The organism is Parendozoicomonas verongulae (assembly GCF_009711465.1).
Taxonomy (GTDB): domain Bacteria; phylum Pseudomonadota; class Gammaproteobacteria; order Pseudomonadales; family Endozoicomonadaceae; genus Sansalvadorimonas; species Sansalvadorimonas verongulae.
In genome coordinates this window covers 1-18,161 of sequence record NZ_SMME01000837.1, presented here as the reverse complement: position 1 = coordinate 18,161, position 18,161 = coordinate 1, and the positions used below count along the sequence as shown (strand labels likewise).

Sequence of the window (18,161 nt, the reverse complement as noted above, 5' to 3'; positions counted from 1 at the left end):
ATAATGAATAAATCCAGAGTTTACAGTTACATACGATTCAGTACACCGGAGCAGGCCAAAGGTCACAGCTCCAAGCGGCAGGCGGATTATGCCAGAGTCTATGCCGCAGAGCATGATCTTGTTCTGGATGAGTCCCTCACCATGAAAGATGAGGGGTTGTCCGCTTTCCACAGTCATCACATCCAGCGGGGAGCGTTTGGCTTGTTCCTGGCTGCTGTTGAGGCCGGAAGGGTGCCCACTGGATCGGTTCTGATTGTAGAGGCTCTGGACAGAATCAGCCGGGCTGAGCCTATTATCGCTCAGGGCATACTGACCCAGATTATCGTTGCCGGTGTGAAAGTGGTCACTGCCATTGACGGTCAGGAGTACGACCGGGAGAGCGTTCGCAAGGAGCCGATGAAACTTGTTTATTCTCTGCTACTCTTTGTCCGCTCCAATGAGGAGAGTGAAACCAAGCGCCGCAGGGTGCGGGATTCTATCAAGTCCCAGATTCGCGGATGGATTGAAAACGGATCCGGGAAGATCATTCGCAATGGTGCCGATCCGCTCTGGTGTGAACCCAAAAAAGACAAAACAGGCTTTGAGCTGGTCCCTGATCGGGTCGATATCGTTCGTCTTGTTGTTTCACTCTATCGGGATGGTTGGGGCTTTAATCGCATCATTCATTACCTGAACGATGAGAACGTCCCCACATTCAAAAAACAAAAACGCTGGTACGTGCAGTATTGGCACAAGGTTCTGCGGAACAGGGTTTTGATAGGTGAGCGTGACTTTGAAGTGGATGGTGAGAAGTTCGTCATAGAGAACTATTATCCGGCGATTCTCACAAGAGAGGAGTTTGCCACGCTGCAACATGAGATTGATAACAGGGCCAGCACCAAAGGTCAGAGAAAAATACCAAGTCTGTTTACCGGTATGAAGGTCGCCTACTGCGGACATTGTGGGCACGTTATGAGCGCACAGAATTATACATTTAAGGCTAAGAAAGATGGCCACCTGTCTGATGGGTTTCGTCGTATTCGCTGTGCTGCCGAATCCACGACGGGGCAGCGGTGCAAGAACACAAAGAGCTTGCAGGTGGTTATTTTTGAGCGGGCACTGGTGAACTACTGCAGCGACCGAATGGAGCTGTCCTCCATGCTTCAGGGGGATGATAAAGCCAGCGGAGTGAAAACCCGTGTCAGCGTGATCCGGGCTGATATTGATAAGGTGACGAGAAATATCAACAGCCTGGCTGATAAATTCATTGCTTTGGACAACCCTCCTTCTTCGCTGGTGGAGCGGCTGAGGAAGATGGAAGAAGAGAAAAAGGCTTTGGAGGTGGAGCTGGATAAAACAGAATCAGAACTGGTGACACTCACTCACGTCGATCGTCCTGATCTGGTGGAGCAGTGGCAGGAAGTCGCCGCTTCGGCCTTGGCTATGGATGAAGCCGCACGTCTGAAGGTTCGCCAGCTGGTGAAGCAGACATTCAAGCGTATTGAGATATTCCGGCAGGAGTCCAGTGTTCGGATGATTCTGCACTTTCACAATGGTCTTTCCCGGATTCTTGATATAGATCAGGCTTCTGGTGAATTGTTGATTGGTGGGGATGTTGAGTCTCCGCCTTGGTTTGCATGAGTGCTTACTGTGCTTCCATGCTGTTTATGGAGAGAAGATGATTACTGATATCAATCGAACTTCTGTTAAGAGTGAGCTGAACAAGGAATCGCTTGCCGACTACTGGGAAGGTTATTTCCACTACAAAGAAAACTCTCCTGAGCTATATCAAATTGCTCAGGGAGGTCTTGTTGCGAAGGTTGAGGAGATACGTAAAGAGAAGAGGCCTTTTGTAGATTCTCAACGGGTGATTGGAAGACTTCTTACAGAGTTGGGTAGCTCTCATAATTTCCACCGCCAGTTTAGAGAGCAGCTACCTGATTTTCACCCCAATCAAATCTTGGGAATGCACTTGTACGATATTATGATTCAGAATACCGACACTTGGACTTATATCGAGACTAAGCCTTCAAAGCACGTATACCCTCATGCGACATACTTTAAGCCAGATAGAAAATAGGTGGCAGGGAAGGTGTGGAGTTGAATCCACACCTGTCATACTGAAGAATAGACGGCCTCGGTGCTCATCATTTTCTGGGCACGTTTTACTGACGCAGTATCCCATCCAATAAATGTTTCATCAAAACAAGCATCAACATCCATTGCTAAAAAAGCATCGCGACTATCTATCTCGAATTTGAATGCAATAACAAACGGTAGGACTCCTTTTAGATCGTAGGTCTTCAGCAGCGCAGCAAAATCATGCTTTTTATTTTGCTCAGCCTGCCATTTTGCATGGGCTTCCTTTGTATATAGTCTGTTTTCTTTTTGTTCTTTATGAGCTTGGCACTCAAACAAATCTTCTTGATTCATTATTCTATCCTGTGTTGTTGGGACGGCTGTGCCGCCCCACATGCCTATCAGTTATGTGTCACTCATTCCAATCACTGATATACCGCAAGCCATCGCCTTCGCTCTGTATATCACCATTGCTGTTTTCGTAGTCAAAGCCGACACCGTGACAAAGGGAAACGTACGAGTTAGCGTTTTCATCCCAAGCGTAATCGCAAACATTTCCGCAGTGATGGCAGCACGCCTCTTTAATATCCAGCGTATATTTTGGATTATTTTCTTTGCTCATTAACTCACCCGTTAGCTCATGGCATCCCATTCTTGCTGAGTCATGCCACCTTCTCCTTCACCTGCCCTTTCACAATCGCACGCTGCGCCTTCACATCAACAAAGGCGTGAAAGAGCTCACCAGTAATACCGGCCTGCACTTGAGGCGTGAACGGCAAAAGGTCCTTAACAATCTTTGAGAACTGCTCAAAGCTGACCTGGTACTTCCCATGAAGAGCTTCATCAATATCGCCATCATTGATGGCCTGCTCTGTTTCTTCTTCTGTCTTGCCCATGGCTCGGTAAGCCAGCTCTTCAATATCCCACTCAATACTCATACTTGTTCCTTCCTGTTGTTGTCGCATTCATTTGGTGTAGTGTCTTCTGCAGCTTCAATGGCTTCATTCAGGTCGTACCACGCTGTAAACCCGAGCTGCACTGTGTCTTCACCGCGCACATCCGCCCGCATAATCAGATCATCGCGGGCTTGTTTCAGTGCCTCCAGCATCGCTGGAGCAGCCGCAGCCAATGCCGCCCCTTCATCGCTTTCTAAACGCTTACTGGATTCTGTCAGCTGAGCCTTCAGCTTCCGGATCTCGGCATTGAAAGCATGTTGCTCGCAGTAGTGTTCACAGGGGGCCGCTCTTTTGGTGGGAGCCCTGTTGTTCCATGTCTCTCTGTCAATCTCAATTTCGTTGATAGGGCACTCGCCGTTTTCACAGTAAGTGATGGATGGCATATCCCACCGTGGTGGTGTGCCGCAGAAGGGGCAGTTTTCCAGAGAGGAGTCCTCTGCCTCTGGCAGCGCCTTATGAGTCGGTATCCAGTGATTATTCATACCAGTTCTCCCTAAAACGGAGTCTCCCCCGCTTCACTTTCCGTAAAATCACCGCTCCCCCAGGCAATGCCGTCACCCTCATCATCCCAGTCCCCGAAGGCTGCCTCTGCATCGCTGAAATCATCCACCTCCATAGGTGGTTGCAGTTCCATCTTTGGCTTGCCTGCCGGGTTGTCATTCCACTCGCTGGGAGTGCCGACAACGCTGGCCATGTCGTAGTTTTCAATGCGGTTGAACTTGCCTTCAGGTCGCACCAGTATTCGGCTGGGTATCAGGAAGGGGACGGCCTGCTGTTCAATCTTGTCTATGGCATCAGCCGTTGTGCGGGGGCAGGGAGCCTGAAAACCGGCACGGTTAAACCACCAGATCTGCGCTTTGCTCTGGGCAAAGCCTGAGTGCTCAAAGCAGACCCATTCCGAATAGGAATCAAAGCCACAGCGATAGGTCACCCGCAGCGAGGGCGGCTTGTCCTTTTTCTGATGGACGGTGTAAAGAACGTCTTCCACATTCTGCCACTCCGCCTCTATCTGGCTGGCAAGCACTGCGGCCTTACTGGCGCTCTCCTCGTGCTGGGGTTTCTCTGGCCACTGGTAACCGCAGTCGGGGCAGTCTTTGGTAAAGGCCAGCACAAAGCTGTTGCACTCCGGGCACTCTTTCATCGGTGCTTCGCCTGGCTCGCCCTTGCGCTTTTTCCGGATACTGTCCACGCTGATCCGGTCGATGGGGCCGTGCCGTTCCACATTACCCGCGTAATCCAGTACCAGGCAGTTGCTCTTGCCAGTCTCCGGGCTGATTCGCAGGCCCCGCCCCATAATCTGCACGTACAGGCCGGGGGACTTGGTGGGGCGCAACAGAGCAATCATGTCAGTGAGCGGAGCATCAAAACCCGTGGTCAGAACCCCCTGGCTGGTCAGCGCCCGAATCTTGCCCGCTTTGTAGTCTTTGAGAATGCGCTCACGCTCTGCGGCAGGGGTGCCACCGTGCACACACTCGCAGCTGATCCCCTCATAACTCAGCAGCTCTTTCACTTCCTCGGCATGGGCAACAGACACGCAGAAGATCAGCCAGGCTTTACGGTCCCTGCCGTACTGGAGGATCTCCCCCACGGCCTTATCGGTCACATCGTTCTTGTGAACAGCGTTTTCAAGATCCTTGGTCACAAACTCACCGGTACGGGTGCGAACGCCGGTCAGGTCGATCTTTTCAGAGCCGCCCTTGGTCACCAGTGAAGACAAAAAGCCCTCATCAATCAGCCGCTGAATATCTGTCTCATACACCACCTCATCAAACAGGGCACTGTCGCCTTCTGTCAGCAAGCCTGATTTCATCCGGTAAGGGGTAGCACTGAAGCCGATGACCTTCACCTTCGGGTTCATCATCTTCATATCCCGGAAGAAGCCCGTATACATGGTGTCGTCTTTGTCGGCGTTGATCAGGTGACACTCATCCACAATCACCAGATCAAACGCCCCCAGGTCAAAGGCCTTTTTGTGAACCGACTGGATACCCGCAAACAGAATGGCGGAGTCGGTATCCCTGCGGTTCAGGCCTGCGGAGTAAACCCCCGCCGGAGCCAGAGGCCAGAGCGCGGTAATCTTGTCGAAGTTCTGCTCCAGAATCTCTTTCACATGGGCGAGAACAAGAATCCGCTGATTCGGCCAGGCTTCCATAACCTGCTGAATAAACGCCGCGATAATCACCGACTTGCCCCCGCCGGTGCTTACGCACACCAGCGGGTTACCCTGAGCTCTGCCAAAGTATTCATAAATGGCGGCAATGGCGTCGGTCTGGTACCAGCGCAGATTAAAGGCCATTTGCCTGATCCTCCCCGGCCTCATTCGTCATCGGCAACCAGTAATCGACCTCCGGAAAAAACCGGTTGTTGTCGCCGTCGAAAAGCGTCAGGCAGATACCGTTCTCGGTTGAGTAGCCGATGTACTCGCCCGGGCTTTCTGGTTGTTCGCTTGCGGGGCGGAAACGGTACCCCTGAATCACTTTGGCCATGGCTTCGTATTTCCTGTTCATTGTTCTTTTTCCTTGAGCTGAAGATGCGATTTAAGGCTTCCAGTTTCTCGGCTTCGTCTTGCTCATCGATCCAGCGAAGAAGCTCACGCTCTCCGCTGACCGTCATGACCAAACACCATCTCATTCAAGTTATGAACAGCCACCGGCAGGTTGGGCGTTTTGCTCTCTTCCGGAAGCTCAAGGATTCCCTTCTCAATACCTTCCGGCCAGGCCTCCTTGAGAGCCTTTACCGTGTTGCAGGACATCATCAGACGCTGGAGTTCGCTACGGGTATTCTCCAGCCGTTTCACCAGTTCTCTGGTCTTGTTGCTGTGCTCTTCCAGCTTGCGCAGTTTCGCCGGGCTCTTTGCCAGAAGTATTCCCAGCTTCAGGCAGGGGTAATTCTCGTAAGGCTTGGCAACAACCGTTGTGTGAAGGCTCAACAACGCAGTCCGGATATCGAGATTGTTTTCCCGGAGCTTTCTTTCCCGGCTTTCCTTATTCAGAAACACCATGTTGCGCCACTGGTGGTCTCCGACTTTGTCAGGGAACGCCAGACGCACACGGGAAGTGGTGACAAGAAAGGCTGGGTTAATGGCCTGCCAGGGGCCGATATCCTTTTCATAAAGAGGGATAAGCTTCTGGGTCATCTTCACCAGCTGCTCATTCAGCTTGTCCATCTCTTTGCCGAAGATGGTTTCCAGCGCGTTCACCAGCATGATCTGTTTGGCTTGCTTGCTCAGTCTCATTTTTCTTTTTCCTTCTGTTGTATTTGGGATCAGGGTTAGCCGACAAGCCTTCCCTGAAATTCGGAACGAATGGCCTGCACCGCCGGATCGGCAAGAATGTCTTTGCTCTCGGTGGCGTGAATTTCCTGTGAACTCAGCTGGTCAGGGGATTCACCGGTCACAAACTCCTGACCTGTACTTTTCAGCTTGTAGCGCACCCAGTACTCACCGGAGTCCATCACATCGGCAAAGCTGTACAGCAGGTGCGGGATATAAAGGTGTGAGGCACAGCCCTTGCGCTGGTTGGCCTCCGGAACCGGGCAGTCATACCGGGCGCAGTGCCACTGACCGTTGTCAACCGGCGTACTGTGCAGACAGGTCCGGCAGTTGACAGCCGGGGCCTGCTGGCCGTGGCAGGTATTCCGGTGGTCGCAGAACTTGCACTGGTACCAGGTGGGGTCTTCATTCAGCTTGGGCAGCGGGGTATCGCTGGCGATAATCTGCGCCGCTTTATGAATCAGTCTGGTGGCGGCGTCCTTGTCATACTTCACCCGCTCGCCGTAGAGCTCATCGGTGTTTTTATTCACAGCGATGTAGTAAGCCCGCTTCATGGGGCCATCGCTGGTGGAGGTCAGGTGCATATAGATCTGCATCTGGGCGAAGTGCTGGGGCTTGGCTTCCTGAACGCCTTTTTTCTGCAGGTCTTTGAACGACTTTTCAGAGTGGGTTTTCATCTCCACCACGTGCCAGGCTTTCGGGGCTTCAACAAAGCCCTGACCAATACCATCCAGCGAGCCGCCAAAGTGACCGGCACAAGCCTGAACCCGGAACTGCTGGCGAGTTTGCGGATCTGTCTCGAAAATAGTCACTCCGGCATTGCGCAGGTTTGCCACAAACCGGTCTTCTGCCATCTGGCCGGTTTCAAACAGGCGCAGCATACGACCGTTGAAGCTGGCCGGTGTGCACCAGTGGAAGTCATACCACAGGGCGCGGGCGCAATCCTTGCCGATGATGGAAGCACCGAGATGCGGGCGAAAACCATCCTCGGCATGATCTTCATAATGCTGGTAGATGGCGCTGATTGTTGTTTTGCTTTCCGGGATCTTCATGCCATGTCTCAGTAAAAAAAGCGGATGGGAACTGTGGCCACCGGTCAGGCGGCCACTGTCTTACACAGGGTTACTGGTTCCAGGGGGGCGCTGCGGCCGGAGCCTGACCGGGAGCGGGTGGCTTGGCTGCGGATGCCTGCTGAGCTACTGGCGCACCCTGATACCCGACCGCTGCTCCTGCCTGCGGCGCTGGCGCCATTCCCGGAGCCGCTGCTGCTGGAGCTGCTGCAGGCTGGGGGGCTGCTTGCGCTGGTGCGGGGGCTGGGGCATGGGATTGTGCGAAAGGGGCTTGCTGTCCGGGAAAGGAACCCTGACCAACAGCCTCCCAGTTCTTGATCTCGTTCTGAGGGTCGCGGCCCGTCTCCTGCTTGATCTTTACCTTGATCTTGCAGGGTACGTTCATGAACAGGTCGGTGTCGCTGGCATCAGGGCGGCCGATCGCGTGGGCAATGGCGCTGATCTCTTCCCGGCCAATCTTCTCAGCCGTCGGGTTGGGGTTGACGATATTGTGGTTGCTCCACAGTTTGCGGTTGGCGTACTGGCCGTCCACAATCGCCCAGGTGAACTTCACATACTGACCGTTACCGGCCTTGGTGTTCTTGATCTCCGCTTCGGTGATCATGGCGATATACTCGCCATTGGGCAGTGGCTCGAAACCCTGTGACGGGTTGTACTGGTTTGCCTGAAATCCTAAACCGGCCATGGTTATGCTCCCTTCTCTTGCTGGGGTTGTTGTGTTTGCGTATGTGGTTGGGTGGATTGTCTCAGTGCCTGGCTGAATGCCTCCCACGACAGGGGCAGCTCACCGGGCAGGGAGTAACGGTTTTTCGCGACGAAAGCCGGGCGGGCTTCGGTGTACAGCACACGATCCCCCGTAGACACGCCGCGGCTTTTCTTCTGGCCGAAGCCCTTGTCTTCCTTGTGGACAACGGTCTTGTAATTGGCGAACAGCACGCAATCCATGCTTTCCTGAATCAGGTCGCTGGCCTTCTTGTGCAGCTTGATCTGATAACGGTCAAAGCTGTCCACTTCCGGAGACTCAAAGCGCCGGATCTCCGCATGACCAATCAGCACAATACCCATGCCCCGGTCATTGCGAAGGGCGTTCAGCCACTGAATCAGCAAGCGCCACTGGGACAACGCTTCCACGTAGCCTTTGCCGTAGCCGAAGTCTTCAATGGAGTTCTTGTTGTGCTCGGCGCACACCTGCTGCCAGATCAGAGGCTCAAGGTGGTCTACGCTGTCCAGCACCACGGTTTTGAACTCGTGCTGCTCGTTATAGAGTGCGGACAAAGCTTCAATCACGTCCCCAAAGCTGTTCAGCTTCGGGAAGGCATCCACCTGCAGGGTGCCAAGGCCATCCTCTGTGCAGAGAAAGATCGGAGCATCCGCACCAGCGGCGAAGGTGGTTTTACCCACACCGGCATCGGAGTAGATCAGCAGGCGGGGGGCAGACAGCCCCGCCGCACGGCTGATGGAGTTAAGAGACAGCGCCATTACTTGTCTGCCTCCAGTCGTTCAATTTTCACAGAAGCCTTGCGGGGCTTGGTGGTCACAGCTTCCGCCATGATGCCGTAAAGCTCAGGCTGTAGATCGGCAAGGGCCTTGAACTGGCGGGTGTCCAGTTCCGGCTTCAGGCGCACCACCTTGGCGGCTATCTGCTCAGGCAAACGACCCTGAACGTCTGCCCACTTTTTGGCATCCAGAGAGCGGGTAACACCGCCAGTGGTGGTGACCTTGTAGTAGTCACTCTTTACCGTGGCGCTGCCTTCCTCTTTCACGCCCACGTTCTTGAGGATCTCCTCCTCAATGGCGATACGTGCACCGCGGGCTTCCGTCTCAACCTTCTTGGCCTGCTCCAGCTGGTAGGCCAGGTGATCCAGTCGGCCAGGCTGAGCCAGATCATGTTTTTGAGGTGCCTTGTTGTCGATCGCTACTTTCAGTTCCATGGTCTTCTTACCGTTTGCTGTTTTTATTGGGGTTTAGGGCAGCTCAGTCCTGAAACTGGCTGGCGTCTTCTTCGTCCGGGTTCATGGTGCCGGGGCAGTCGATAGCGTCATGACTGGCGACCATGGCCTTCAGTTCTTCCTCGATTGTGGAGCTTTCTTTCCAGCCGCAGGCGTCGCAGGTGTGCCGGTATATCTGGCCTTCGCTTCTGGCGAGCACCGTGCGGGTGCCATCCTTGCTGGCAGCTGAAACAACACCGGTGGCTTCCATGGCATCGACCATGTGGGCCGAGCGGTTGTAACCGGTTTTCAGATGGCGCTGGATGGCGGAAATGGACGCCTTGCCAGACTCCATAACAAACGACACGGCATCCTGATAAAGCGGGTCGGAGGTGCCGGATTCAAAATCCATAAAGCCCTGATCAGGGTCCGCTTCCGGTGTTTCGCCGCCCAGGTAAGCCTCGGTCTCAGGGATAACGATCATCACGATTTCCCCTTCCGCGTCCGCCAGATCGTGACGGCCCGGTGTGTTGCCCGGCATCTTCAGCACCGCTTTCACACCATCCTTGAAAGTGACCGTATCCACTGTGGCATTCAGGGTGGCCCGATCCTGAGAGGCGATAATGTGCACAGCCTGAACGACGGCGGACTGACACTGCTTCTGCACCCGGTCAATCACTTCCTGCTGTTGCACTTCCGGCAGCTTCTGCCACACATCGGGCATCGCCTTCATTTCATCGACAACCACCTTGATCAGGTCGCCGAGCATGGTGGTTTCGGCGACATCGATAGCCGCCAGAGCTTCATTGCTCATGACTGTTCTCCTTCGGTCATGGTCTTGTTGTTACTGCTGGAAGCAGAAAGGGTTGCGGTCACGCTGGACAGGCTGGGGATGCGGGTTACGTTGACGTCGCCATCTTCGTCTTCAAACTCAACGATGAGGTCGTCAACCATGAACGTTTCAGGCAGGCAGTTGGCCAGATACAGTTCCTGCTGCTTTTCGTGATCAAAAATGCCGCCTTCCTCTACACGACACTCGTTGAATACCGTGTCGTTGAACACCGCGTAGAGCTTGTTGATTTCCTGACTCAGGGTGTCGATTTCTTCCCCCAGCCGCTGTTGTGCTTTTTCAAAGGAACGACGTTGTGCAATGCGCATGTCTCGCAGGCTCGCCATGGCGGTAACCTTTTCGCGAATCTGGAGCAGCATGGTTTCCTTGTTCATTGGTTTTTTAGGCACAAGCGAACCCGCCAGACGAATGTCTGATTTTTGTGTTTTCATTGTCTCTTCCGTTAGATCGTTGTTTTGTTGATCGTTGTGTTAACGGCTTTTGTTATAACTGCATCTGTGGCTTCACAGTTATGGGCACTGCTTTAAAGGGGGCAAGGTGATCAGTCATCACCAAAGCGAATAAACTTTTCAGTCACCCCCAGTGTTTCGGCAAAGGCTTTTAAACGTCGGGGGTTTTTGGTTTCACCGGTTTCTATTCGGTGAATGCTTTGCTGGGTGATACGGGTTTCAGTCTGTTTCCAGATCGCGTCAGCCAGCTGATCCTGGCTCCATCCTTTGTCTTTGCGAAGCGTGGCAATCCGTGAACCAATGACATTCGCATCACTCTCTTCAACCGCAGGTTCTTCTTCCTCGCTTTCTTCTGCTGAAGGTGCAGGCACAATGGCCGTGAGCCGGGGAATCACTTCAATGCCGACATGGTCTGCGGTTTCAGCATCTTCAGGGATTGTGATCAGCACATCTTCAATCAGGAAGGTGTAGGGAAGTTCCTGATTGACAAAGTCCTGAAGGCTGTCAGAACTACCCTCAGTGCAGAAAGAATTAAACAACTCATCGTTGAAGCGAGTGTGAACAGCCAATATTTCACTTTTCAGGCTGTTTAACTTGCTTTCCTGCTGGCGGATACTATCTTGCATGTGCTTGATATTTGCGGTGCAGCTCAGAGCCTCCCAAACAAGCCTCTTGATCTGACAGGTGGTTTCATTCCATGTTTCTTGTGGGGGCGTTGGGGCGCTTATAGCATTGTCAGAGTGCTCGGTGTCACCAGTAAGAAGCCAATAGGTGTTGACGCTGGTAGCTTCTGCAAGTTTGCTTACGTTATGCTTGCTAATCGAACCACTTCTTATCCACTTTGTTATGGTTTGAGGTGGCACACCAATTTCGATAGCTATTTGTCGTTGTGACCTATCTGAGCTGCAGATTGCTTCTGCTATACGGTCTGCAAGCTGGTGATTGGTGTCTTCATCAAGAGAGTGACGATATGCGTCTAGCCAGCCATGGGGCTTCTCGCAGGCGGCTTCTATTTCACGAGCAATCTTGGGGCCTATTCCCCGGGTAGGGGTTTTCCCCATGAATCGACTGACATGACTGTGCGTACGGCCTATTGCGTTAGCAAAAGCACTCAGATTTTTAAATGTCGCAGCTAGTAAACGTGCATTGTGTCGTCTGGTTTCTTGTATATCTCTTTCTGAGCTTTCAAATTCACACTGTATTTGATTTGATGATGGCTTGCTTTTCATTTTCCTTTAATCCCTTCTTTGGTGTTTGATATTACTGAGGGCTTATTGTGATGTTAAACATAACCAACGGTTACTATTTCAGTCAATACTATTTTTAATGTTTTTTTTGAATTGCTATTTTTTAGTGACTATCTTCTCCTGCTAGCCGTCATTTGGCGGCACCTTTACCAATAAGCAGGAGTAAACTGAATGCGGATCAAGCTACCAACACTGACAGCAACACTGTGTGAAGCTGGAGTTAGTCATGAGCAGGCTATTGAAGCGGGTAATGAGGTGGGTTCGTTGGTAGATGGCTATCGGCAAGGGGTCAGAACAATGCTGAATGAAATGGATATGCGCCTGAGCCGCCAGTTGGCTCACTTAATGAGCCAGACCATGAGCCGTATTGATAATCACTTTATTCATATGGGCAATGTGCAGATGGAGCAGCACAAGCAGTTGCAGCAGGTGATAAGCGGCCTGACTCATCTTAATGAACGACAGGATCGTTTTGAAGAGCGACAAGACCGCTTTGAAGAGCGACAGGGGCACTTTGAAGAACGACTGAATCACTTTGATAATCAACTGGTCGGGATGGATGGCAAGCTGGATAAGCTGTTAAAGCTGCTCTCCTAGCGGCAGGTGCCGTTGAACCGGCACTACAGAATGTTCATGGAGACCCCCACCACCACGCCACAGACATGGCCGTCTTTCGGAAATGGCTGGGTAAGGTATTGGGGGTTCAGAGGCTTCAGGAAGAGCTGCCCGCCGTCCTGTACAAGTTGTTTGAAGGTCACCTCATCACTGCCGGGAAGGCGCACAACCACATAGTTTCCTACTTCCGCCTCCCTGCCCGGATCAACGATCACCCGACTCCCCGGTAAAAACGTCATCTGTCCGGCATGTGGGTTAGTCATGGAGTCCCCCTGGACTATCAATGCATAGGCACTGTAACCAATCTTACCGAAGTAGGAGACGAACTCAGTCACTTCGTCAATGGGTGGAAAGGGGCCGCCACTGTCACAAAAGGCACCAGCCTGTACCCAGGACATGACGGGGATCTGGTGAGCTGAGCCGTCGCGCGTGTACAAGACAGTAGTTTTACTTTGCTCTGATGGGGTTCTGTCCTTGCCGCTAAGAAGCCATTCCGTACTAACATTAAGTTTTTTTGCAAGGTCAGGCAGGCGTTTAGTGCTGGGCATGGAGTCGCCAACCAGCCACTTTCTGGCAGCATGTTGAGTAACTCCAAACAACTCTGCCAACACTATCTGTCTGCCCTTCCCTTTCTTTGGGAAGTTGATGTCATCTAGCGCTTTGTTAAGCCGTTTGGCGAAATCTCTCTTTTCTTCGTCATGAGACATTTAAAAAATTCCCTCTCCAGTCTAATTCCCTATTTTCCCAGACACTTCGGTTGACTTTCAGTACTCGGCATTGTTATTTTTCATATAACCAATGGTATCTTTTTCGGCTATAAAAAAATGAAGAACGAAAACAAAAAAATCGTCGAGGCGATTGAGGAGCTCGGTCTACAAGGAGTTGCCAGTGTTTGCGGAGTCACATATCAAGCGGTTAGGAAATGGAAAGCCAAAGGTCGTCTTCCAAGAACCGAGTGGACAGGGGAAACCAATTACGCACTTCGCATTGAAAAAGCAACGAACGGAAAAATAAAACAGAGTGATCTCTGTCCAGGTATCTCCAAAAAATAGGATTTAACTCGATCCAACAGCAAAAAGCCTGATGTGCCAGGCCAGAAAATAGAAAACCTATAAGAAGAAAAACCCCGTACGGCGCCAACCAGATACGGGGTTTTCACGGAAGAGAGAAAATAATGACACAGAAAATTACTAGGGGGAAGCATGGCCGAGCTATTCGCAGCCTTCCCTGACTTTCTTCAACAGTTCGCCCGTGCTATGGAAGACGCCGGTCTTGCATGTCCGGATACACCTGTTGCCGATGGCAGGATTCAGCGTTTCCATGTGGAAGGCGACAAGGCCGGAAAAAAGAACGGCTGGTATGTGCTGTTTGGTGGCCGTTACCCGGCAGGTTCCTTTGGCAGCTGGAAGACAGACGACAAGCACGCATGGTCTCTCCATAACAGCCGTGAACTGACTCCCGAAGAACGTGCGGAACAAGAGCGGGTGATGGCCATGCTCAGGGCCGAACGGGAGCGGGAGCAGCAATGGGTCTGGGCGGAAGCGGCCAAGGTATGCAATGAGCAATGGGAGCAGGCCAGAGCAGCCGACCCCGGGCATCCTTACCTTGTTGCCAAGGGCGTGAAGCCTTACGGCATTCGCCAGCGTGAACAAACCCTTCTGATACCGGTCCACGATGAGCAGGACAATATCTGCAGCCTGCAGTATATCTGGCAGGAACCGGACGGCACTTTCCAGAAACGCTACAAGACAGGCGGCAAAAAAGCCGGCGGCCTGCACCTGATTGGTGAAATCACCGAACCTCTCTACGAAGCGGAAGGCTATTCCACGGCCGCCACTATTCATGAAGAAACCGGATGCGGTGTCATTGTCGCCTTTGATAAAGGCAACCTGGAAGCCGTCGCCCGCAGAATGGAAGGCGTTGCACAACAGCGGATTATTGCTGCGGACAACGACAGCAAGACAGAAGGCAACCCCGGGCTGACCTTCGCCATGAGGGCGGCGGATCTGACCGGCGCAACCGTGGTATTCCCCCAGTTCCCCCCAGGCACAACCGGCACAGACTTTAACGACCTGAAGGCTGTTGCCCCGAACCTTCTTCGTGAACAGCTCAAGTGCCCGGCTGGCAAAGTCACTTCTTCATTCGGCTTTGTGCCTGTAGGGGAGATGATCAGTCAGCCCAAGCCGATCAGCTGGCTGATTAAAGGGTTTCTGGAAACCGACAGTCTGGCACTGGTGTTTGGTGAGCCCGGTTGCGGCAAGTCTTTTGTGGCGATTGATATGGCCTGCTCTGTGGCAACAGGGACAGACTGGCACGGCTCACAAATCAAGCGGAAGGGACCTGTCATCTATATCGCCGGTGAGGGTCACAACGGTTTGTCCCGTCGTTTCAAGGCGTGGGAGATCAGCCGGAATAAAAGCCTGCAGGGAGCGCCCATCTACGTGAGCCGGTTTGCGGCCAGCTTATATGAAGAGACCAGCGCGGTTCAGGTGTGTCAGGGCGTTGAGGAAATTGTCTCTGGTGCGGGTGAGCCTCCGGCCATGGTGATTGTTGACACCCTCGCCCGTAACTTTGGTCCCGGTGATGAGAACAGCACTCAGGATATGAGTCAGTTCGTGAAGCACCTGGATAATCACTTTCGCACCCTGTGGGGCTGCTGTGTGCTGATCGTTCACCACACCGGTGTCGGCAATCAGGACCGGGCCCGTGGCAACTCAGCACTGAAAGCTGCCCTCGATGCGGAATACGCAGTACGCAAGACAGACGACTCCCTCAAGATAACCCCCAAGAAGATGAAGGACGCAGAAGAGCCTGATGCGCGGGAGTTCAATCTGAAGGTTATCGACCTGCCCTGGCGGGATGATGAAGGGGAGATTCAGACCAGCTGCACACTGGAAATGGGGGAAGCTCCGGCAGTGCAGAACCTTGTGCGACTGGGTAAGACACAGCGGGCTTGCCTGAGGGAGATTCACGTTCTTTACGACGAATACCGCAAGAGGCTGGCCGCTGCGGGGCGTGATGGATCAGAGGCGCGTGTTGAGACCACTGTGTGGCGGGATGCCTGCATAGGGCAAGGCAAGGTGCTGAAGGATCGCAGTAATTTCTCAAAGTATAAGAAGGCCCTGCAGGATGCCAAGGCGATTCAGATTGAAGGCCCGTATGTTTATTTGGTCGAGGGGGACGATGATGAATAAGCGGCAAAGCGTAGTAGAACGTAGTAAAACGTCGTCGTTTTTTAGTAATTCGTTCAAAAAACAAACAGCAAGCGTAGTAAAAAGTCGTCGTTTGCGTAGTCATACCGTAGTAAGTCGTAGTCAAAAGCACTACGAGACCGTAGTAGTTTCGCCCCCCCTTATAGGGGGCGAAATACTACGCCGAGTGCTCGACCTTCCACGTGACTCTCTGAAGATGATTCAGGGAGGTGTGGCATGAGATTGGTTTTACCATTCCCCCCAACTGTGAATCACGTCTGGAAACATACGGCACGGATTGTCTCCAGCCGAAAAGCTGTTCCCTGTGTGTACATGACTGAGCAGGGCAAGCGTTACCGTGAGGATGTGAAAAAACACTGTCGTTCACTGGGGCTGGGAAAAGAACCCATGACCGGTTCCCTTCGTGTTCGCGTTCGCCTGCACTTCCCCACCAACCGCAGGGCGGATCTGGATAACCGCATGAAAGCCCTGTTTGACGCCCTGACCCATGCCGGGATCTGGGAAGACGACAGCCAGATTGATTTCTTCCAGGTGGAGCGCGGGGAGAAAATCCGGGACGGAAAGGTTTTGGTTGAGGTGTTGCCACTGGTACCAGGGAGGGACAAGCAATGAGCATGTACCCATCCGTAGGCGGAGCGTTGATCAATGCTTTTAACGCCAGTCTGTTTGACAGCTACAAGTCGGCAGGCTGGCAGATCATGGCAGCGAAGCTTTCCGACAAGTGGCCAGAGCTTGATTTACCTACTCCGGAAGAACCTTGTTTTGATAAAGGGCGACTGAGTCGTGTGGACTGGGCTACTCAGGCCGGTATGGCGGCAGGCCTGTTACGTGAACAGCTTTCTCCGGAAAGTTATGCTCTGCTGAAAATGCGTTACACCCATGACGGTGAGGAAGTTGTGGCAGGTAATCATCGCCTGTGGCTGGTGATGACAGATAATATTCAACAGGCACTGGTGGACGGGTGGCCTTGTGTTAACCAGGCGCTGACAAGGCAGGGAGTTATTCGCAAGAGTGTGTTGAGAAACAGCAAGCGATTTCAATACATGGCATTGCGAGCGATACGACCAGACATTGTGAAGGAACCTTTCATGGCAGCGGATGACGAAAAACAAGCGACAATCAACAGCCAGCAGTACGAAGTCAAGAAAGCGGTGAACGCACTGATAAAACAGGCAACGGATCAGGCCTTTGATGTTCTTCAGAACGCAGGGCTTGTTTCACTGGACCATCATTGACTTTCATCTATCCATCTATCAAACTGACACCATACTTCCGATTTTTGCGCCCTGGCAGGTTTAACCCGCCGGGGCGTTTTCGTTTCTGCACCAGACATTGGCTCACCACTCCTCACTTCCCCCGATGTGTGGTGAGCCTTTTTTAACAGCGTAAGAGTCATGTAATCACACAGAATCAATATCGGGTCAGTCGTATGCTGCTAACTCTCGAACGTGCCTATCTTCCCAATTGCACCATTGGCCAGTTGCATGTGCCAGGGCACTGGACGTACGCAACAATTGAGCGGCCATGGAAAGGAAATCAACCGTTTGAGTCCTGTATCCCGGAAGGCGTTTATGACTGTGAAGCGTTCAGCGGAAACAGATTCAAAGATGTGTGGAAGCTGAAGGATGTTCCGGACAGGACTTATATCCTGATCCATCAGGGTAATGAATCAAAACACGTTCAGGGCTGTATTGCTGTTGGCAAGACGCTGTCTGACCGTCGTTTCTTTGTGAATGATTCTGTAAAAGCTCTCAACGAATTGCGGGAGATTCTCCCCGATAAGTTTCAAATAAGAATTACTGTTAAGCGGCCGGAGTATCCATGAGCTTCTTTGGGAAATTGTTTGGTTCTGACAGCGTTATCAAGCGTGCCGCAGATGGCATTTATAACGGTGTTGATAAAGCTGTATTTACCAAGGAAGAACAGGCCGAGCACTTTCTGAAGCTGCTGAATGCGTATGAGCCTTTCAAACTGGCTCAGCGCTTTATGGCTTTGATCTTTGGTATTCCGTATGTGCTGGTGTGGCTCACGTCAGCCACCATGTTTGTGATTGCCGCCTTTATGGAGCCATGTGCTGTTGATGTCGTGTGTCAGAGCGTGACAGTTAGCAGCGCATCGAAAGAGCTGGCCAGCTGGAACAATGAAACACTCGGGACGCCAGTAGCTCTTATTCTGGCTTTTTATTTTGGTGGTGGCGCACTGGAAGGTGTTGCCCGGCAAGTCGCTGAAAGGAAGAAGTTATGAGTGAGCCTACCCACGTCGTAACAACTGTTGTTGCGGGTTCCACTGCTGTCTCTGTGTCTGCTGCAAAGTCTCTGTCTGTATCTGAAAGCCTGCTGGGTTCCAACATTGAGCAGCTGCTTGCAGGTGCGTTCACTATTCAGCTTTCAGATGTAACCGGCATTCTGGCAACAGTCGTACTGCTGGTGAATCTGGCGCTCAATCTGTATGGCCGGTTCAAGAAGGCTGGCGATAAATAAATGCCAGCAAGACTCAAGCGAGCCT

The 18,161-nt window shown here is 52.4% G+C and carries 25 protein-coding genes; 10 read left to right on the top strand and 15 right to left on the bottom strand.

Annotated features, from left to right (window positions below; translation table 11 throughout):
* Window positions 1-3: 3 nt before the first annotated feature.
* Window positions 4-1,620, top strand: a complete 1,617-nt coding sequence (locus E1189_RS12640) for a recombinase family protein (RefSeq protein ID WP_155160689.1) — start codon at window positions 4-6, stop codon at window positions 1,618-1,620.
* Window positions 1,621-1,657: 37 nt separating this feature from the next.
* Complete coding sequence (locus E1189_RS12635) at window positions 1,658-2,059, top strand: hypothetical protein (RefSeq protein ID WP_155160688.1); 402 nt, start codon at window positions 1,658-1,660, stop codon at window positions 2,057-2,059.
* 35 nt (window positions 2,060-2,094) lie between these two features.
* Here the strand turns inward: E1189_RS12635 and E1189_RS12630 are convergent, their stop codons facing one another.
* The 14 genes from E1189_RS12630 to E1189_RS12565 form a co-directional block, all read right to left on the bottom strand.
* On the bottom strand, window positions 2,095-2,412 hold the full coding sequence (locus tag E1189_RS12630; protein WP_155160687.1) for a hypothetical protein: 318 nt from the start codon (window positions 2,410-2,412) through the stop codon (window positions 2,095-2,097).
* A 58-nt stretch (window positions 2,413-2,470) separates the two neighbouring features.
* Window positions 2,471-2,680: a hypothetical protein gene (locus E1189_RS12625; protein WP_155160686.1), complete on the bottom strand. Its 210-nt coding sequence runs from the start codon at window positions 2,678-2,680 to the stop codon at window positions 2,471-2,473.
* Window positions 2,681-2,720: 40 nt separating this feature from the next.
* Window positions 2,721-2,996, bottom strand: a complete 276-nt coding sequence (locus tag E1189_RS12620; RefSeq protein WP_155160685.1) for a hypothetical protein — start codon at window positions 2,994-2,996, stop codon at window positions 2,721-2,723.
* Window positions 2,993-3,496 carry a hypothetical protein gene (locus tag E1189_RS12615; protein ID WP_155160684.1) on the bottom strand — a complete coding sequence of 168 codons (504 nt, stop codon included), beginning with the start codon at window positions 3,494-3,496 and terminating at the stop codon, window positions 2,993-2,995. Before E1189_RS12615 ends, E1189_RS12620 begins: the two co-directional genes overlap by 4 nt.
* 11 nt (window positions 3,497-3,507) lie before the next feature.
* Window positions 3,508-5,310, bottom strand: a complete 1,803-nt coding sequence (locus E1189_RS12610; RefSeq protein WP_155160683.1) for a DEAD/DEAH box helicase — start codon at window positions 5,308-5,310, stop codon at window positions 3,508-3,510.
* Complete coding sequence (locus E1189_RS12605) at window positions 5,300-5,521, bottom strand: hypothetical protein (RefSeq protein WP_155160682.1); 222 nt, start codon at window positions 5,519-5,521, stop codon at window positions 5,300-5,302. The genes E1189_RS12610 and E1189_RS12605 overlap by 11 nt, the downstream gene beginning before the upstream one ends.
* A gap of 83 nt (window positions 5,522-5,604) precedes the next feature.
* A complete protein-coding gene (locus E1189_RS12600; protein WP_155160681.1) occupies window positions 5,605-6,249 on the bottom strand; it encodes an Nmad5 family putative nucleotide modification protein in 645 nt (214 codons plus the stop codon).
* A gap of 35 nt (window positions 6,250-6,284) precedes the next feature.
* A complete protein-coding gene (locus E1189_RS12595; RefSeq protein ID WP_155160680.1) occupies window positions 6,285-7,337 on the bottom strand; it encodes a PD-(D/E)XK nuclease family protein in 1,053 nt (350 codons plus the stop codon).
* 70 nt (window positions 7,338-7,407) lie between these two features.
* The gene (locus tag E1189_RS12590) at window positions 7,408-8,040 is read right to left on the bottom strand and encodes a DUF669 domain-containing protein (RefSeq protein ID WP_155160679.1); all 633 of its coding nucleotides are present in this window, start codon (window positions 8,038-8,040) and stop codon (window positions 7,408-7,410) included.
* A 2-nt stretch (window positions 8,041-8,042) separates the two neighbouring features.
* Window positions 8,043-8,834, bottom strand: coding sequence for an ATP-binding protein (locus tag E1189_RS12585; RefSeq protein WP_155160678.1), 792 nt, complete (start codon window positions 8,832-8,834; stop codon window positions 8,043-8,045).
* On the bottom strand, window positions 8,834-9,286 hold the full coding sequence (locus E1189_RS12580) for a DUF7173 family protein (RefSeq protein ID WP_155160677.1): 453 nt from the start codon (window positions 9,284-9,286) through the stop codon (window positions 8,834-8,836). Before E1189_RS12580 ends, E1189_RS12585 begins: the two co-directional genes overlap by 1 nt.
* A gap of 43 nt (window positions 9,287-9,329) precedes the next feature.
* Window positions 9,330-10,097 carry a DNA translocase FtsK gene (locus E1189_RS25930; RefSeq protein ID WP_155160676.1) on the bottom strand — a complete coding sequence of 256 codons (768 nt, stop codon included), beginning with the start codon at window positions 10,095-10,097 and terminating at the stop codon, window positions 9,330-9,332.
* Window positions 10,094-10,564 (bottom strand): hypothetical protein, encoded by a 471-nt coding sequence (locus E1189_RS12570; RefSeq protein ID WP_155160675.1) that lies wholly within the window; start codon window positions 10,562-10,564, stop codon window positions 10,094-10,096. Before E1189_RS12570 ends, E1189_RS25930 begins: the two co-directional genes overlap by 4 nt.
* A 110-nt stretch (window positions 10,565-10,674) precedes the next feature.
* The gene (locus E1189_RS12565; RefSeq protein ID WP_155160674.1) at window positions 10,675-11,643 is read right to left on the bottom strand and encodes a helix-turn-helix domain-containing protein; all 969 of its coding nucleotides are present in this window, start codon (window positions 11,641-11,643) and stop codon (window positions 10,675-10,677) included.
* A 357-nt stretch (window positions 11,644-12,000) separates the two neighbouring features.
* Here E1189_RS12565 and E1189_RS12560 point away from each other — a divergent pair, with 357 nt between their 5' ends.
* Window positions 12,001-12,426 carry a hypothetical protein gene (locus tag E1189_RS12560; RefSeq protein WP_155160673.1) on the top strand — a complete coding sequence of 142 codons (426 nt, stop codon included), beginning with the start codon at window positions 12,001-12,003 and terminating at the stop codon, window positions 12,424-12,426.
* A 23-nt stretch (window positions 12,427-12,449) separates the two neighbouring features.
* Here E1189_RS12560 and E1189_RS12555 read toward each other — a convergent pair whose 3' ends face one another.
* Complete coding sequence (locus tag E1189_RS12555; RefSeq protein WP_155160672.1) at window positions 12,450-13,151, bottom strand: LexA family protein; 702 nt, start codon at window positions 13,149-13,151, stop codon at window positions 12,450-12,452.
* Between the two features lie 117 nt (window positions 13,152-13,268).
* Between E1189_RS12555 and E1189_RS12550 the strand changes: the two genes are divergently transcribed.
* From E1189_RS12550 to E1189_RS12520, 7 genes are all read left to right on the top strand, one after another.
* Window positions 13,269-13,496 carry a YdaS family helix-turn-helix protein gene (locus E1189_RS12550; RefSeq protein ID WP_155160671.1) on the top strand — a complete coding sequence of 76 codons (228 nt, stop codon included), beginning with the start codon at window positions 13,269-13,271 and terminating at the stop codon, window positions 13,494-13,496.
* Between the two features lie 150 nt (window positions 13,497-13,646).
* Window positions 13,647-15,638 carry an AAA family ATPase gene (locus E1189_RS12545; RefSeq protein ID WP_155160670.1) on the top strand — a complete coding sequence of 664 codons (1,992 nt, stop codon included), beginning with the start codon at window positions 13,647-13,649 and terminating at the stop codon, window positions 15,636-15,638.
* Between the two features lie 234 nt (window positions 15,639-15,872).
* A complete protein-coding gene (locus tag E1189_RS12540; RefSeq protein WP_155160669.1) occupies window positions 15,873-16,268 on the top strand; it encodes a RusA family crossover junction endodeoxyribonuclease in 396 nt (131 codons plus the stop codon).
* Window positions 16,265-16,891, top strand: a complete 627-nt coding sequence (locus tag E1189_RS12535) for a hypothetical protein (RefSeq protein WP_155160668.1) — start codon at window positions 16,265-16,267, stop codon at window positions 16,889-16,891. Before E1189_RS12540 ends, E1189_RS12535 begins: the two co-directional genes overlap by 4 nt.
* Before the next feature lie 194 nt (window positions 16,892-17,085).
* Window positions 17,086-17,481 carry a DUF5675 family protein gene (locus E1189_RS12530; RefSeq protein WP_155160667.1) on the top strand — a complete coding sequence of 132 codons (396 nt, stop codon included), beginning with the start codon at window positions 17,086-17,088 and terminating at the stop codon, window positions 17,479-17,481.
* Entirely contained in the window at window positions 17,478-17,900 is a 423-nt protein-coding gene (locus tag E1189_RS12525; protein WP_155160666.1) for a hypothetical protein, read from the top strand. The genes E1189_RS12530 and E1189_RS12525 overlap by 4 nt, the downstream gene beginning before the upstream one ends.
* Complete coding sequence (locus tag E1189_RS12520; RefSeq protein WP_155160665.1) at window positions 17,897-18,136, top strand: hypothetical protein; 240 nt, start codon at window positions 17,897-17,899, stop codon at window positions 18,134-18,136. The genes E1189_RS12525 and E1189_RS12520 overlap by 4 nt, the downstream gene beginning before the upstream one ends.
* Window positions 18,137-18,161: the final 25 nt, after the last annotated feature.